Here is a 16147-nt window from a genome sequence, read left to right as displayed (position 1 = left end):
GGTGGTTTTTGTTTGGGTTGGGGTGGTTTGCCCGCCCGATGCAGTCCCCCTGGTTGGCCCGCCCGATGCAGTCCCCTTGGGTGGTTGGCCCGCCCGATGCAGTCCCCTTGGTTTTCCGCCCGATGCAGTCCCCTTGCGATGTTGGGTTGGGGGTGGTGGTGGGTCTAGAATGCGTGGGGAGGCGGGGTGTCGCGTTTTTTTGGTTTGTTGGGAACCCGATATGTCATGAGCGAATCAATACGAGAGCAGGCGTGCGCCCGGGTGAGTTCGTTTTCCGGCTGGCTTCGGGCGTGGGCGGAGAAGGATGGGCGGGGGTATCCGGACTGGGCGGTGCGGTATCTGCCGGTGGCGCGGCGCCTGCGGCGTGGGGGGCGTCCGCTGGGGCGGGTGCTGGAGATCGGGGCGAACGAGAACGGGTTTGCACGCTTCACCGGGGCGCAGGTCTTTGCGGCGGACATTGAGCGGGCGCAGTTGTCGGCGGCGCGCGCATCGCAGGCTGTTGCTCCGGTGCAGGCGGATATCGGTGCGCTGCCGTTTGCGGACGGCGCGTTCGACACGGTGATTTGCCTGGATACCTACGAGCATCTACCGGCGGCGCAACGGTCGCTCGCGACCCGGGAGATCCTGCGGGTGCTTCGTCCGTCGGGGCGGGCGGTTATTGGTTTTCCGTGTGGCGCGGCGGCGGAGGCGGCGGAGGGGCGTATCCGGGGGGCGTACCGGGCGCTGACGGGCGGGCGCATTCGCTGGCTGGAGGAGCATGTGGCGATGGGCCTGCCGGACGCGGATGGTGTTTATGCGGATTTTGTGGAGGCGGCGGGCGGCCGCTACCGGGTGACGCGGCACGGCAATGGATCGGTGTTCCTCTGGCGGTGGATGTGGCTTGTGCTGCTGTGCGGCTGGCCGGGCCGGGGCAACGCGGTGTTTCAGGCGATCTTGCGCCTGTTGGTTCCCGTGATTTCGCGGGTTCATATTGGCGCGTGCTACCGGACATTGATCTGGGTGGCGCCGGTCGAGGCGGCGCGTTGACGCCGGCGCTTTCCATCGTGATCCCCACGTGGAACGGCCGCGAGTTGCTGGCGGAATGCCTGGCGAGCGTGTCGCGGCAGACGTTCAGCGATTTCGAGATCGTTGTGGTGGACGATGGATCGGCGGACGGCACGGCAGGGTGGCTGCGGGCGGCGTATCCGTCGGTGCTGGCCATCGAATGTCCGGAGAACCGTGGTTTCGTTGCGGCGGTGAACCGGGGGCTTGGGTTGGCGCGTGGGGACTGGGTGCTGCTGCTGAACAACGATGTGACGCTGGCGGAGGACTGCCTGGAGCGGCTGATGGCGGTGGCGCGGGCGGGGGAATTCGGCATGATCGCGCCGCTGGTGTTGTGGACAGAGGACCCTCGGCTCGTCTACAGTGCGGGGGACGCGATGGGCCGGGGCGGGCGCCCGTCAGCGATTGGCTACGGTTCGGGTCGGGATTCGCTGGCGATAGAGACGGAACCCTTCGGGGTTTCGGGAGGTTACGGGTTGTTTTCACGCGCGCTGATCGGGGAGGCGGGGATACTGGATCCGTCCTTTGGGGCGTATTTCGAGGATGCGGATCTGAGTTTTCGCGCGCGCTGGGCGGGTTGGCGTGCGGCGGTCGTTCCGGAGGCGGTGGCGTGGCACCAGGGGAGCGCGACGATCCGGGATCGGCTGTGGTGGCGCACGCGGCAGTGCTACCGGAACCACGCGCTGCTGGTGATCAAGAACTTTTCGCTTTCGATGTTGTGGTGGAACGCGGGGGCGATCATTCGGGAGCGCGCGCACCAGTTCGGGCGGGTGTTTGCGGCGGCGCGGCACGAGTGGGGCGCGGCGCGCGCGGCGGCGTATACGTTTTCGGCGTGGCTGGGGCTGGTGGCGCGGATTCCGGGGGCGCTGGTCCGGCGGCGCGGGGTGATGTCGCGGCGGAAGGTGTCGAGCGCCTCCATGCAGGCGCTGCTGGCCGAGGAGAGGCGCGATGGGTAGCGGGGTGCGGCCGTCCCGCTGGCCCTGGGTGTTGATTGTCGCTATCGCGTTGATCGAGCCGGCGACGCACGCGTGGCTGACGTACGGCTGGGTTGGCGCGGGCGCGCACAGCGGGCTGCATATCGGGGACACGCCGTTTTTTCTGACGAGCATGCGGATATTCACGAACGATTTCTTCTCGCCGTACGCGGTGTGCACGAGCAGCGAGGGATCGAACAATCCGTGGCTTTTCGCGCTGCCGCACCACTGGGTGTATGGCGGGCTCGGGTGGGCCGCGGACTGGATCGGGCTGGATGCGTTTCTTGCGCTGGGCATCGCGAATGGCCTGGCGGGCGCGTTTTTCCTGGCGATGGCGCTCCGTTTTTTTCGGTTTGTGATGCCCGCGCGCGCGGACCTGGCGTTTGTGATTTTTTGCCTGGGCGGCGGGATCGGCGGGTTGCTGTGGCTGGGCACCCTGCCCTTCGGCGTTCACGGGCAGGCGGGATTCGAGGGGTGGTTCCACCGTCTCGCGCGGTATGAGCTGATCGAAGGGCCTTTTCTGTTGCCGGCGCTGGTGATGCCCCGGTTGTATTACACGCTGCCGATGGGCATTGGTTTTGCGGCGCTGATGTCGTTTATATCGGCGGCGGGCCGTGAGCACCCGATGCCGGACAAGAAGGCGATCCTGCTGCAATTCCTCTGCACATATTTGAATGCGCGGGTGGGGATTTTGTTCTGGGGCGTGGCGGTGTGTTTCATCGCGGCGCAGCCGGTGGTGCGCCGGAGCCGGAAGTGGCGTTACGGGCTTTACTACCTGTTGCCGACGGCGGTGGCGGCGATGCTGGTGTCGATACCCTTTGGCATGAACAGCCACGGGGCGGCGAACGTGGCGATGCTTCTGCGGCGTTCGGCGTGGTTTGGATCGCTGGTTACGGCGACGCTTCTGCTCTGGCCGGCGGCGGGTCTGGCGTTGTGGCGGCACATCGGGCAGCTCGGCTGGATGGGGCGGCTGGTCGCGGGGGCGTGCCTGGGTTACGGAACGGCATTCCTTGTGCTTTACGTGGGCCACCAGACGTGGTACGGCAACTGGCTGGCGGGCGGGGAGACGGCGGCGGCGATTGCGGTGTCGGACTGGGCGCTGATCGGCGTTCTTGCGGCTCCGCTGGCCCTGTTGCGCCGGGGCGGAGTGGCTCCGGAGGCGGAGGCGGAGACGTGGGTGGCGCTGTGGTTTCTGGGACTGGCCTGCGTGTCGATTGCGGCGGTGGGCCAGGGGTGGTTCCTGCGGGCGATGCCCGAGCGCGGGCTGGTGCTGCTGGGCCCGGCAATGGCGATTCTGGCGGCGGAGGGGATCGGGATGATCGGGGGACGCTGGCCGCGCGCGGCGCGCTTGTATATCGGGGCGATTGTGATTGCGGGCACGGTGTCCCTGGGTGTGGGCGCGCTGTGTTTTCAGGGGCCGCTTGGCCATACCCCGGGGCAGCCGCCGTTCCAGTTTGCGCACAGCGAGGTGGTGTTGCCGGAGGATCTGGCGCTGCTTGATCTCGTGAATGGCGGCACGCTGCTGGCGCCGGCTTCGTTGCCGCCGTTGATCGGTGATGTGGCCGTGGCGCGATCGGCGGCGATCCGGACGCCCTTTGGCCAGCCGACGCTTGAGTTTGGCGATGTGAGCATGGCGGGGATGGCGCGGGAGATTGATCGCTTTTTCGCGCCGGGCATCTCGGAGACGTATCGCGCGATTTTCATCCGGGACTGGTGTGTGGATTTTGTGCTTTGTCCCGCGACGCATCCGGTGGACCCGGCGGTAATCGCGGCGCTGGACGCGCTGCCGTGGCTTGCGCGGGTCGCATCGGAAGGCGATGCGGTCTTGTATCGCGTGATCTTCCGCCCCGGGGGCGACCCCTATGTTTGAGGGGGGGCGCGCGGCGGTCCTGGCTCCCTATGCGCTGATGTTTCTGCTGGGGATGATCGGGCCCGCGACCCATGTCTGGATACAGTTCTATCCGCCGCCGGGGTCTGTGCCGACGGGATTACACACGGGCGACAGCGGACACCATCTTGCGGCGATGGAGAGTTTCGGGAACGGTTTTGTGTCGCCCTTCGCCACGTGCCAGGCGGAGGACGGCGGGGCGGGGTTTCGGTACTTTGCGCCGCCGATTTTTCTGCTTTACGGCGTTGTCGGGGAGATTGGGCGGTTGCCGAGGATGCCGATGTTTCTCTGGCTTGGCGCGATCAACGGGCTGGGGGGGATCGCGTTGCTGTGGAGCGTGTACCGCTTTCTGCGCTGTGTTGCGCCGGAACGGGCGCGGGCGGCATTTTATCTGTACGCACTTGGGGGCGGGCTTGGGGGCGTTGTTTTTCTCGGGGCGTGGTTGTCGGGCGGTGTGGCGGCGCCCGGCTTCGAGGCGTGGTTTCAGCGCTTCGCGCAGTACGAACTGATCGAAGGGCAGCACCTGTCGCCGGTATTGCTGATGCCGCGCTTCTACTACACACTGCCGCTGGCTATTGGCTTCGCGGCGCTGACCGCGCTGGTGGAGACGGATCGCTGCCGATGTCCGGGCCATCTGATCTTCACCGGGTTCCTGTTTTTTCTTGCGACGGCGATCAATTTGCGGGTGGGTCCTCTGCTGTGGGGGTTGGGGCTGTGCTACCTGGTTGCGGGGAGCGCAAATGCTGCGGCGTATCGGGCGTATCTGGCGCTTTCGACGGCGGGCTTTGTGGCCGGGGGATCGGCGTTGTTTCTATGGGCGGCGGGCTTTCACCCCAGCTATATGGCGAATGTTGCGGGGGTGACGCGGCAGTGCGTTTTTCTGCTGCCGCTGTTGTACGCGACGGTTTTTTACTGGCCGGGTGTGTGCGGGGCGATCCGGCGATGTGTTGGCGGGATGGCGGCCCCCTGGCGCACTGTGGCGGTGGGTTCGGGGGGGTATCTGCTGGCCTACGCGGCGATCTATCTCGGTCACCAGGCGTGGTATGGCAACTGGGCGCGCGGGGGCGACTTGCCGGCGGCGTTGCTGGCGAGCGACTGGGCGCTGCTTGCGGCTCCGCCGGCGGCGTGGATGGGTTGGCGGTGGCGAGCGCGCGGCCGGGTCGAGGCCGATTCATTGGCGTGGGTGGCGCTGGCGTATCTGCTGCTGCTTGCGGCGTCGCTTTCGACGTGGGGGCAGGGCTGGTTTCTCCAGTTTTCACCGCAGCGCACCATGGTGGTGCTGGGCGTTCCGCTGGCGCTGCTGGCGGCGTCGGGGATGGCATCGTGGCGCCCGGCGTCGCGCCGCGCGGGGTTCGGGTTGGTGTTGGGGTGTGGCCTGCTGTCGCAGGCGGTTGCCGCGCTGTACTTTCAGGGTCCGCTCGGGCGCGCGCCGGGAGAGGGACCGTTTGCGTATCTGCACTATTCGATGATGACGGAGGCGGATGCGCGGTTGATCGAGACGCTTCCGGCGGGGACCGTGGCGGTTCCGCCGTGGTCGCCGATCGCGTTTGGGGAGGTTGTAGCTCGGCAGGGGGCGTATCGCGTGGTGGGGGGGCCGGGCGCGATGAACCTGGGCGAGCAGCCGTTCGGGCCGTTGCAGGAGGCGGTGAACCGCTTTTTCAGCGGCGATGCGACGGATGGGGAGCGGCGGGCGTTTGTTGAGGCGTGGTGTGTGGAGTATGTGTATTGTCCGGACACGTGTCCGGTGGATGTAGAGGTGATGGCGGGGTTGCGGGCGGCGCCGTGGCTGGAGTTGATTGCGGAGGCGGGGCGTGGGGCGGTGTTTCGGGTTGGGGATTAGGCTGGAGGCTTTGGGCTGGAGGCTGGAGTGGACAGAGTGGACAGAGTGGACAGAGTGGACAGAGTGGACAGAGTGGACAGAGTGGACAGAGTGGACAGAGTGGACGGAGTGGACAGAGTGGACAGAGTGGACGGAGTGGACGGAGTGGACGGCAGGGACGGCAGGGACGGCAGGGACGGCAGGGACGGCAGCTGACAGTTGACAGTTGACAGTTGACAGTTGACAGTTGACAGTTGACAGTTGACAGTTGACAGTTGACAGTTGACAGTTGCGGGGTTGCGGGGTTGCCGCTGGGGTGGGGTATACTTGTGCTGTTTTCTTCTCTCTTCTCTCTGGAATGATCCCCTATGGTTCGCGCGGTACTTTTTGATCTTGATGGCACGTTGATGGATTCCACGGATGCGATTGTGGACTCGTGGTTTTATACGTTTGATACGATTGGCGAGCCTCGGCCGGACCGGGAGGCGATCATTCGGAGTATTGGTTATCCGCTTCGGAAGCAGTTTCCGATGTTCACGGAATTTGATGTGAACGAGTGTATCCGGATTTACCGCGCGCACTACACGGAGCACAGTCCCCCGAAGACGTCGCTGCTGCCGGGGGCGGCGGAGATGCTTTCGGACTTTGCGGCGGCGGGATTCCGGATGGGGTTTGTGACGTCGAAGAAGCGGGAGGCGTCGGAGATGCTTCTGGCGCACCTGGGCGTGCTGCATTACATGGAGGCACGGATTGGTCCGCTGGAGGTGACCAGGCACAAGCCGGATCCGGAGCCGGTGGAGAAGGCAATGGCGCAGTTGGGGGTGGGGCCGGCGGAGACGGTGTTTGTGGGGGACATGCATTTCGATGTGCTGGCGGGCCAGGCGGCGGGGGTGACGCCGGTGGCGGTGACGACGGGGTACCAGAGCCGGGCGGAGCTGGAGGTGCTCGGGCCGGCGGCGGTGCTGGATTCGCTGCACGAGGTTCGGGACTTTGTTCTGGCGTTGCACGGCGCGGCGCGGGTGGGGTAGCATGGTCGCGGCGGGGCGTATCGCCGTCGCGCGATCCCCTTGCAGGCTCCGGTGGGAATCCGGGTCTGTGTTTCGCCCGCGCCACCATTCCTGACTGCGCTCCCGGCGCGGGCCGGGCCCTGTTCCATCCTTCTTGCCCGAGGCGGCGGCCGCGCAGGCCGCGTTACCTGAGGTTTCATTCATGTCGGTAATTCGTGCTGGCGTTGTGGGCGTGGGGCATCTTGGCTACCACCACGCGCGGAACTATGCGGCCCTGCCGGGCGTAGAGCTGGCGGGCGTGGCGGATCCGGACGAGAAGAACCGCCTGCGCGCGGCCGGGGATTTCACCGTGCCGGGCTACAGCGATGTGCACGGGCTGATCGCGGCGGGGGTGGATGTGGTTTCGGTTGCGACGCCGACGACGTCGCACGCGGACGTGGTGAACACGTTGCTTCAGGCGGGGGTGCACGTGCTGGTGGAGAAGCCGATGGCGGCGACGGTGGAAGAGGCGGAGACGATGGCCGCGCTGGCGAAGACGCACGGTTGCGTGTTGCAGGTGGGGCATATTGAGCGGTTCAACGGTGCGGTGCTGGCGTTTTCCGAGGCGATCAAGGCGCCGAGGTTTATCGAGTGTCACCGGCTGAGCCCGTTTCCGGGGCGGGGCACGGATGTGAGCGTGGTGCTGGATCTGATGATCCACGATCTGGACATTGTGCTGGCGCTGGATTCTTCCGAGGTGGTTTCTCTGGACGCGGTGGGCGTGCCGGTGTTTTCGACGAGCGAGGACATCGCGAACGTGCGGATCCGGTTTGCTTCTGGGTGCGTGGCCAACCTGACGAGCAGCCGGGTGTCGCTGGAGCGGATGCGTAAGATCCGGATATTCGAGGACAACGCGTATCTGAGCACGGATTACAGCGCGCAGGAGGTGATGGTGTACCGGAAGAAGCCGGGGGCGCTGCCGCCGGACGCGAATCCGATGGAACATATCCAGATCGAGCCGCTGCCGGTGACGAAGGACGAGCCGTTGAAGCTGGAGTTGCAGTCGTTTGTGGATGCGGTGCGCGAAGGGCGCGCGCCCGTGGTTTCGGGGGCCGATGGGGTGAAGGCGTTGAAGCTGGCGCGGGACATTATGGACTTCATCCGGAATCACGCGTGAAGCGGCTGTTTTTTGTGGCCGGCGAGGCCTCGGGCGATACGCACGGCGCGAACCTGATCCGCGCGCTTCGGGCGGCGTGTCCCGATGTGGCGTGCGAGGGCCTGGGGGGGGCGCGGATGGCGGCGGAGGGCATGTTGCTGCGCCACGATCTGGCGGGGGCGGCGATCATGGGTTTCACGGAGGTGGTGAAACATTTCCGGGGGATCCGGCGGTTGTTTCTGGACACCGCGGCGCACATTGAGGCGAGCCGGCCCGACGCGGTGGTGCTGATTGATTATCCGGGCTTTAACATCCGCCTGGCGCAGCGGGTCAAGCGGATGGGCATTCCGGTCATCTATTACATCAGCCCGCAGGTGTGGGCGTGGAAGAAGAAGCGGGTGCACACGCTGGCGGCGTGCGTGGACAAGATGCTGGTCATCTTTCCGTTTGAGGTGGCGATCTATGAGCAGGTGGGGTTGCCGTGCGCGTATGTGGGCCACCCGCTGCTGGATCATATTGCGGGCTACCAGGCGCCGGAGGGGGCGTCGGGTGAACTTGTGGTGGGGCTGCTGCCCGGCAGCCGGGAGCAGGAGATCCGCCGGCTGCTGGGGCCGATGATCGCAGTGGCGCGGGGCATCGCGCGGTCGCGCCCGGAGGCCCGGTTTGTTGCGCCGGTGGTGGATGGGGCGCGGGCGGCGCAGGCGCGCGCGATCGCGGGGGATTTCCCGCTGGAGATTGTGGAGGGGGGCATGTACGATGTGCTTTCGCGCGCGCGCTTCTGCATGGTTGCGTCGGGCACGGCGACGCTGGAGACGGCGCTTTTCGGCGTGCCGTTCATGATTTTTTACCGGGTGACGGCGGTGACGTACTGGCTGGCGAAATTGTTGGTGGACATCCGGTATATCGGTATAGTAAACATATTGGCGGGACGCGGTATTGTGCCGGAGTTTATCCAGGGCGCGATCCAGCCCGGCCATATCCTTCCGCAGGCCCTGCGCCTCATAGAATCCTCGCCGGAACGCGCCCGGATGACCGCGGATCTCCGGGAAGTACAGTCGATGTTGGGAGACGGCGGCGCCTCGCAGAACGCCGCGCGTGAAATTCTCGCCCTTTTGGATCGGACCTCATGAACCTTTGCCAGACCGTGTTTATTTGGGTTTTGGATGCGGGGCGGGGGTGGGGTGTAATACGGGTTGGGCCGCGGGTCGTGGGAGGCGGTTGGCGCGGGCGCGCTTTGGCGCGCTACACAGGCGGGACGCCTGCGCCACCTTTTTTCGGACGTTTATATTCAGGCGGGGCGTGTTTGCCTCGTTTTCGGCGCTCCGGGTTTAATGAGGGGGAATTATCGTGAAAAATGATCGTTTATTCTTGATTGATGGGATGGCTTTTGCGTTTCGGGCGTATTACGCGATCCGGGCGGCGCTGACGGACAGCGAGGGGAACCCGACGAATGCGCTTTATGGCTTTACGCGGGTGTTGCTGAAGATCATCCGGGAGCATGATCCGAGCCATGTGGCGGTGGTGTTTGACGCGCCGGGGAAGACGTTTCGCGACGAGATGTACGCGGATTACAAGGCGACGCGGCGGGAGACGCCGCCGGATCTGAAGGCGCAGTTCCCGATGATGCACGATATGGTTCGGGCGCTGAATATTCCGCTGCTGGTGGCTCCGGGGGTGGAGGCGGACGACGTGATCGGTACGCTGGCGCGGCAGGCGGAGGCCGGGGGTATGGAGGCGGTGCTGGTGACGGGGGACAAGGATCTGCAGCAGCTTGTTTCGGAGCATGTGACGGTGTACGACCCGAACAAGGGGGATGGGGGGATGTGGTATGACGCGGCGGCGGTGCGGGAGCGGTTTGGCGTGGGTCCGGAGAACGTTGTGGACGCGCTGGCGCTGATCGGGGACACGGCGGACAACGTGCCGGGGGTGAGGGGGATTGGGGACAAGACGGCGAAGAAGCTGCTGGAGAAGTATACCTCGCTTGAGGGGCTTTACGAGCACATTGACGAACTGAAGGGGAAGCAGAAGGAGAACCTGGTCGCGGACCGGGAGCAGGCCTTCTTCAGCCGCGAGTTGGTGACGATTAAGACGGATGTGCCGCTGGAGTTTGGTCCGGCCGATTGCGCGCGCCGGGAATACGAGCCTGAACAGCTCACCGAGGCGCTGGTTCGTTTTGCGTTTCACAGCCTGATCGAGGAGCTTCTTCCAGGTAGCACGGGTAAAGCGGCGACGTGCGCGTATCACCTGGTGCTGGAGGAGACGGAGCTGAAGGCGATGATCGCGCGGATGCGGAAGGCGGGTATCTTCGCGGTAGACACGGAGACGACGTCGACGGATCCGATGCGGGCGAAGCTGGTGGGGATTTCGTGTTGCTGCGACGAGGAGTCGGCGTATTACATTCCGATCGCGCATACGGAGGAGTCGCTGACGGTGATGGAGGATCCGGATGATTTGACGACGGTGACGCGGCTATCGCCCGTGCCGGCGGAGACGGCGCTGGATCTGTTGCGTCCGCTGTTTGCGGACGAGGCGGTGGGGAAGGTGGGCCACAACATCAAGTATGACCTGATTGTACTTGCGCGGGCGGGCGTTCCGCTGCGCGGAATATCGATGGACACGATGCTTGCGTCCTACTTGACAGACCCGTCCACGTTAAGGCACAATTTAGATGAAGTTAGCCTTCAACACCTCCGGCGGAAACTAATCCCAATCTCCGAAGTTATCGGCACGGGGTCCAAGTCCGTCACCTTTGATCACGTTCCCATTCACAGCGCTTGCGCGTATGCGGCGGAAGACGCCGACGCGACGTGGCGCCTTTCCGGAATCTTCCGGGAACGATTAAAGACCCTCGAACTTGAATCATTGTTTATGGATGTGGAAATGCCTTTGATCCACGTCCTGGCCCGCATGGAGCAGGCGGGCATCGCGGTCGATGTAGATGTGTTCGACGCGCTTCGCGGGGAGATTGAGACGCGGCTTGGCGCGTTGACGGCGGAAATCGTCGAGCTGGCCGGGGAACCCTTCAAGATTAACTCCCCTAAGCAGCTTCAGGTAATTCTCTTCGACAAGCTTGGATTGAAGCCCGTCCGTAAGACGAAGACAGGGTATTCCACGGACGAGCGCGTCCTTGAGGTGCTTGCGCACGAACATCCGCTGCCCGAACGCATCCTCGAATACCGCATGCTTGAGAAGCTGCGGGGCACGTATGTGGATGCGCTGCCCCGGCTGATTCACCCGGAGACCGGCCGGATTCACACGTCGTACAACCAGGCGGTTGCGGCGACGGGACGTCTTTCGAGCAGCGACCCGAACCTTCAGAATATACCTGTGCGGAACGCCTACGGGCGTCGAATCCGCGAAGCGTTCATACCCAGCCAGCCTGATCGCGTGCTGATTTCGGCTGACTATTCACAAATTGAATTGCGCGTACTGGCGCACCTTTCCGGGGACGCGAACCTTCTGGACGCGTTCCGGCGGGGCGCGGACATCCACACGGAGACGGCGTCGCGGGTATTTGGCGTGGCGGAGGATGCGGTGACGGCGGAGATGCGCCGGAAGGCGAAAGCGGTGAATTTTGGCGTGGTGTATGGCATCAGCGCGTTCGGGCTTGGCCGGAACCTGGGTATCAGCAACGCGGAAGCCGGCGAGTTTATCGATGGCTACTTTGCGCAGTATCCGGGAATCCGGGCCTGGCTCGACGAGACCCTGGAGCGGGCCCGCGCGCAGGGCTATGTGACAACGATCTTGAACCGGCGCCGCTATGTGCCGGATATTAGCAGCGGGAATGTAAACATGCGCCGCGCTGGAGAACGGGTTGCTATCAACACCCCGGTTCAGGGGAGCGCGGCGGATATCATCAAGCTGGCGATGATCGAGCTTGATCGCGTGCTGGCGGACGAAGATGCACAGATGCTGTTGCAGGTGCATGACGAGCTGGTGGTGGAGACACCGGCGGCGTCCGCCGAAGACGTATCGAACATGATGAGGAACGTCATGGAAAAGGTGCTCACGCTTCAGGTTCCCCTTCGGGTGGACGTGGGCTCCGGAAAAAACTGGGCGGAAATACATTAACGGGCCGGCTTGCCGCGCCCTATTCCGGGCGCGCCCGCCGGAATCAATTCACTTCTGTAGTAACTCACGATGAACGCAGGTGTAACTTTGCAGCGGAGTGGCGGTTCCTGTACTCCCCGCGGCCTGCCCTGTGCAGGTAACCCACGAAACCAGGAACATCGAAAGGAATAATTCCATGGCAGAAAAGACAGCCACCGACCGCGGCCCGGGGCGTCCCAAGAACAAGGGGCGCAACCCGAAACGGGCCAATCAGAACGGCAGCAACCGCGGCCCGCAGAATAATCGGAACCGCCGCCCCGGGGGGCCTCCAAACCGGGCGCAGCAGCAGCAGCCGCGGCGAAACGCGCCGGCGGTCCTGGATGTGGCGAACGAGCCGATGCCCGAGTATGTGGATGGGCCGGAACTGAACATCACGGACCTCAAGTCCATGACGATGCCGGAGCTCAACGAGGCGGCACAGGCGCTGGGCATTGAGGAATACGGGGGCCTGAAGAAGCAGGACCTGATTTTTGCGGTGTTGCAGCGCAGCATCGAGAAGGCGGGATCGATCTACGGGGAGGGGACGCTTGAGATCCTTCCCGACGGTTTCGGGTTCCTGCGTTCGCCGGACTACTCGTACCTGCCGGGCCCGGACGACATTTATGTGTCGCCGTCGCAGATCCGGAAGTTTGCGCTGCGGACGGGCGACAGCATCACGGGGCACGTTCGCCCGCCGAAGGAAGGCGAGCGTTACTTTGCGCTGCTGAAGGTGGAGTCGGTGAACAACGAGTCGCCGGAAATCGCGCACAAGCGGATCATTTTCGACAGCCTCACGCCGATCCACCCGGACGAGCGCTTCACGCTGGAGGTGGGCCAGAAAGAGATCGCCATGCGCATCATGGATCTGATCTCTCCGGTTGGCAAGGGGCAGCGCGGGCTTATCGTTGCGGCCCCGTTTACGGGCAAGACGGTGCTTTTGCAGAAAATCGCGAACAGCATCACTACGAATCACCCGGATGTCACGGTCATCGTGCTTCTGATCGACGAGCGCCCCGAGGAAGTGACGGACATGCAGCGATCGGTGAAGGGCGAGGTGATCGCGTCGACCTTCGACGAGCCGCCGGAGCGCCACGTGCAGGTGGCGGAGATGGTGCTGAACAAGGCGCGGCGTCTGGTGGAGCATAAGCGGGATGTGGTTATCCTGCTGGACTCGATCACGCGCCTGGCGCGCGCGTACAACATCCTCGTGCCGAGCAGCGGCAAGGTGCTGTCGGGCGGCGTGGACGCAAACGCGCTGCAGCGCCCGAAGCGCTTTTTCGGCGCGGCGCGCAACATTGAAGAGGGTGGCAGCCTTACGATTCTGGCGACGGCGCTGGTGGAGACGGGCAGCCGCATGGACGACGTCATCTTCGAGGAGTTCAAGGGCACGGGCAACATGGAGATCCATCTGGATCGCCGCCTGATGGAGAAGCGCATTTTCCCGGCGATCGATGTGAACCGTTCGCGGACGCGCCAGGAAGAGCGCCTGGTGAATGCGGAAGATCTCCAGCGGATCTGGCTCCTGCTTCGTGTGCTGAGCGATCGCGAGCTTCAGGAGGCGTCCGAGCTGCTGATTGAGAAGCTGAAGAAGACCAAGTCGAACGAAGAATTCCTCTCGAAGATGCAGAAGATGTGAGTTGGGGTTTAGGCTTTAGGCTTTAGGCTTTAGGCTTTAGGCTTTAGGCTTTAGGCTGTAGGGTTTCGGTGTTGGTTTTCGTGTGACGGGCTATATATGACACTTCGTCTGGCGGTGCTGCTTTCTGGCAGCGGATCCACGCTTCAAAATCTTCTCGATCACATTGACGCCGAGACGTTGGACGCGTCGGTGGCGTGCGTGATTGCGTCGCGGGCGTCGGCGTTCGGTCTTGAGCGGGCGTCGAAGCGTGGGATTCCGGCCGTGGCCATCACGTCGCGGGAATTCCCGGACGTCGGTGCGCGGAACGAGGCCATCTGGGCGGAGATCCGGCGCCACGAGGCGGACCTGGTGGTGCTTGCGGGGTATATGTCGCTAATCTCGGTGCCGCCGGACTACGCGCACCGGATCGTGAACGTGCATCCGGCGCTTATTCCGGCGTTCTGCGGTCAGGGCATGTATGGGCATCACGTGCACGAGGCGGTGTTGGCGTATGGGGCGAAGATCACGGGCGCCACGGTACATTTCGTGGACGAGGCGTACGATCACGGCCCGATCATCATGCAGGAGTCGATTCCCGTGCATGACAGCGACACGCCGGACTCGCTTGCGGAGCGGGTGCAGGCCCTGGAGCGGAAGCTGTACCCCAAGGCGATCCAGATGATTGCGGAGGGGAGGGTCCGCGTGGAAGGCCGCCGGGTTCACGTGCGGTAAGTGCGGGGCGTCGGTTACTTTTCGACGCGCCGTTCGAGCAGCAGGAAGGCCGTGGCCCAGATGCTCAGGAACAGGGCGCCCGAAGACCAGGTGAGGCGGGGCATGGCGGCGGACGCGACGAGCTGTCCGGCGAGCGCGGCTTGCAATCCACGCCCGAGGCAGCGCTCGTTCATGGCGGGCAGGCGGTTTATGATTTGCTGGCTGTGCAGCAGAATTATTCCGAGCGCAAGCAGCGCGATCCCCAGTCCGGCCAGCCCGCTTTTCCACGCGATGTAGAGCCAGGCGTTGTGGAGGCTCCGGTATTCCTCGGGAATGGCGCTTGAGGCGCTGTCTTTCTGGGCGAGGCCGAGCGCCTCGAAACCGGAGCCGAGGCCCGCGCCGAAGAAGGGGCGCTGGCGAATGGCTTCCAGGGCGCCGGCACTTTCCACCGCGCGCGCGGTGAGGGAGCGATCGGTTTCTATTGGCGCGCCGGGGAGGCGGTCGGGTTGGAGCAGCGCCATGGGCGCGGCGACCGCGATGAGGCCCATGCCGAGGGCCAACGCCAGACCGCGTCCTGCGCGCGGCAGGTTTAGCCAGCACAGGACGGCGAGCGATACCCCCACGGAGATGATCGCGGTGCGCATCATGCCGGTGGCGATGGCGGCGGCGAAGAGGAGGGCCAGGGGGACGTAGATGGCCTTGCGTAACCCGGGCTCGCGCGGGCACATCAGCATGGATAGGACCACGACCAAACCGGCTTCCAGCCAGGCGTGGCCCGCGGGGCGGATGGATTGCAGGGGGAGACCCTGAATCAGGCGGGGGACGAACTCTCCGAATGCGTTCTGGGTATTGGGGATGGGGCCGTGGAGGGCGAACCAGCCGAAGGCGGCGATGGTGGCGGCGGCCATCAGGACGAGGGCGCAGAGGGCGAGGTAGCGGTAGTAGGCGAGGTCGCGCGGGTCGCGGACTGTGCCGGCGAAGATCCAGAAGGCTCCGAGGAAAAGCGGGGCGCGGGATTCGGCGATGATGTCGCCGGGGGTATGGCCAAGCCAGAGGCCGCGCCAGGCGGCGTAAGCGAAGACGGCGGTGTAGAGGAGCATGCCGAAGTGTATGGGGGTCCATTCCAGCCAGAAGCGCCGCCGCATGCAGGCCACGGCGCCGTGCGCGAAGAGGGCGAGCAGGAGGAGTTCTCGGGGATGCCACTCGATGCCGGCGGCGTGGATGATCGCGTGGGAACGGAAGGGGTGGTCGAGCAGGGCGACGAGGAAGAGGGCGGTCAGGACGATGCGTGACGGGCCGAAGATCAGGAGGGTGGCTGCGGTGATTGTGGCGAGGGTGACGGCGAACTGCGCGGATGAAAGCGGCGGGAACGGTTGTTGCAACGCGAGCAGTCCGGCGCACGTTGCGACCGTGAGCACGGCTGCGGGGATGAGCGTCCAGAGTGGAGGGGCTACCGATTTTGATTGGCGGGTGGAATCGGGCATGGCGGTAGCGTAAAGGAGTTTGTGCGGGGACGCAAGCGCGGCGGCGGGGTTGGCGACGGGGGGGAGGCGACGGGACAGCCGCGCCTGTTGGGTGGTGTTGGTGGGGGTTGGTGTTGTTACGTTGGGTGGTGGTGTGTGGGGTGTGGGTGTAGTGTCGCCGCAGTCCCTGGGGTGGTGTGCGTGGTTGGCGACGGGACAGCCGCGCCTGTTGGGGTGGTGTTTGTGGGGGCTGGTGTTGTTACGTTGGGTGGTGGTGTGTGGGGTGTGGGTGTAGTGTCGCCGCAGTGCCTGGGGTGGTGTGCGTGGTTGGCGACGGGACAGCCGCGCCTGTTGGGGTGGTGTTTGTGGGGGTGGGTGTTGTTACGTTGGGTGGTGGTGTGTGTG

12 protein-coding genes are annotated in these 16147 nt (G+C 64.7%); 11 read left to right on the top strand and 1 reads right to left on the bottom strand.

Translation table 11 applies throughout. The features are described from left to right. Positions 1–225 precede the first annotated feature (225 nt). The 11 genes from KF886_20915 to KF886_20865 all read left to right on the top strand — a co-directional run bounded on the left by KF886_20915 (position 226) and on the right by KF886_20865 (position 14300). Positions 226–1026 (top strand): class I SAM-dependent methyltransferase, encoded by an 801-nt coding sequence (locus KF886_20915; GenBank protein MBX3179824.1) that lies wholly within the window; start codon positions 226–228, stop codon positions 1024–1026. Then, positions 978–1997 (top strand): glycosyltransferase family 2 protein, encoded by a 1020-nt coding sequence (locus KF886_20910; GenBank protein MBX3179823.1) that lies wholly within the window; start codon positions 978–980, stop codon positions 1995–1997. The genes KF886_20915 and KF886_20910 overlap by 49 nt, the downstream gene beginning before the upstream one ends. After that, positions 1990–3885 carry a hypothetical protein gene (locus tag KF886_20905; GenBank protein MBX3179822.1) on the top strand — a complete coding sequence of 632 codons (1896 nt, stop codon included), beginning with the start codon at positions 1990–1992 and terminating at the stop codon, positions 3883–3885. The genes KF886_20910 and KF886_20905 overlap by 8 nt, the downstream gene beginning before the upstream one ends. Beyond that, positions 3878–5743, top strand: coding sequence for a hypothetical protein (locus tag KF886_20900; protein MBX3179821.1), 1866 nt, complete (start codon positions 3878–3880; stop codon positions 5741–5743). The genes KF886_20905 and KF886_20900 overlap by 8 nt, the downstream gene beginning before the upstream one ends. Then, the gene (locus tag KF886_20895; protein ID MBX3179820.1) at positions 5686–5952 is read left to right on the top strand and encodes a hypothetical protein; all 267 of its coding nucleotides are present in this window, start codon (positions 5686–5688) and stop codon (positions 5950–5952) included. Before KF886_20900 ends, KF886_20895 begins: the two co-directional genes overlap by 58 nt. Positions 5953–6090: 138 nt before the next feature. Next, complete coding sequence (locus KF886_20890; protein ID MBX3179819.1) at positions 6091–6750, top strand: HAD-IA family hydrolase; 660 nt, start codon at positions 6091–6093, stop codon at positions 6748–6750. Between the two features lie 181 nt (positions 6751–6931). Next, on the top strand, positions 6932–7885 hold the full coding sequence (locus KF886_20885; GenBank protein ID MBX3179818.1) for a Gfo/Idh/MocA family oxidoreductase: 954 nt from the start codon (positions 6932–6934) through the stop codon (positions 7883–7885). After that, on the top strand, positions 7882–8994 hold the full coding sequence (gene lpxB, locus KF886_20880; protein ID MBX3179817.1) for a lipid-A-disaccharide synthase: 1113 nt from the start codon (positions 7882–7884) through the stop codon (positions 8992–8994). The genes KF886_20885 and lpxB overlap by 4 nt, the downstream gene beginning before the upstream one ends. A 250-nt stretch (positions 8995–9244) precedes the next feature. Then, the gene (gene polA / locus KF886_20875; protein ID MBX3179816.1) at positions 9245–11935 is read left to right on the top strand and encodes a DNA polymerase I; all 2691 of its coding nucleotides are present in this window, start codon (positions 9245–9247) and stop codon (positions 11933–11935) included. Between the two features lie 175 nt (positions 11936–12110). Continuing rightward, on the top strand, positions 12111–13589 hold the full coding sequence (rho, locus tag KF886_20870) for a transcription termination factor Rho (GenBank protein MBX3179815.1): 1479 nt from the start codon (positions 12111–12113) through the stop codon (positions 13587–13589). 96 nt (positions 13590–13685) lie between these two features. Continuing rightward, positions 13686–14300, top strand: coding sequence for a phosphoribosylglycinamide formyltransferase (locus KF886_20865; GenBank protein ID MBX3179814.1), 615 nt, complete (start codon positions 13686–13688; stop codon positions 14298–14300). Positions 14301–14314: 14 nt separating this feature from the next. On the opposite strand, the gene KF886_20860 is transcribed toward KF886_20865, so the two are convergent. Further along, entirely contained in the window at positions 14315–15661 is a 1347-nt protein-coding gene (locus KF886_20860) for an O-antigen ligase family protein (protein ID MBX3179813.1), read from the bottom strand. Between the last annotated feature and the right edge of the window lie 486 nt (positions 15662–16147).

This window comes from Candidatus Hydrogenedentota bacterium (assembly GCA_019637335.1).
In the GTDB taxonomy this organism is placed as follows: Bacteria; Hydrogenedentota; Hydrogenedentia; order Hydrogenedentales; family JAEUWI01; genus JAEUWI01.
The sequence above is the reverse complement of the archived record's forward strand: the minus strand, read 5'-3'. Positions and strand labels throughout refer to the sequence as shown.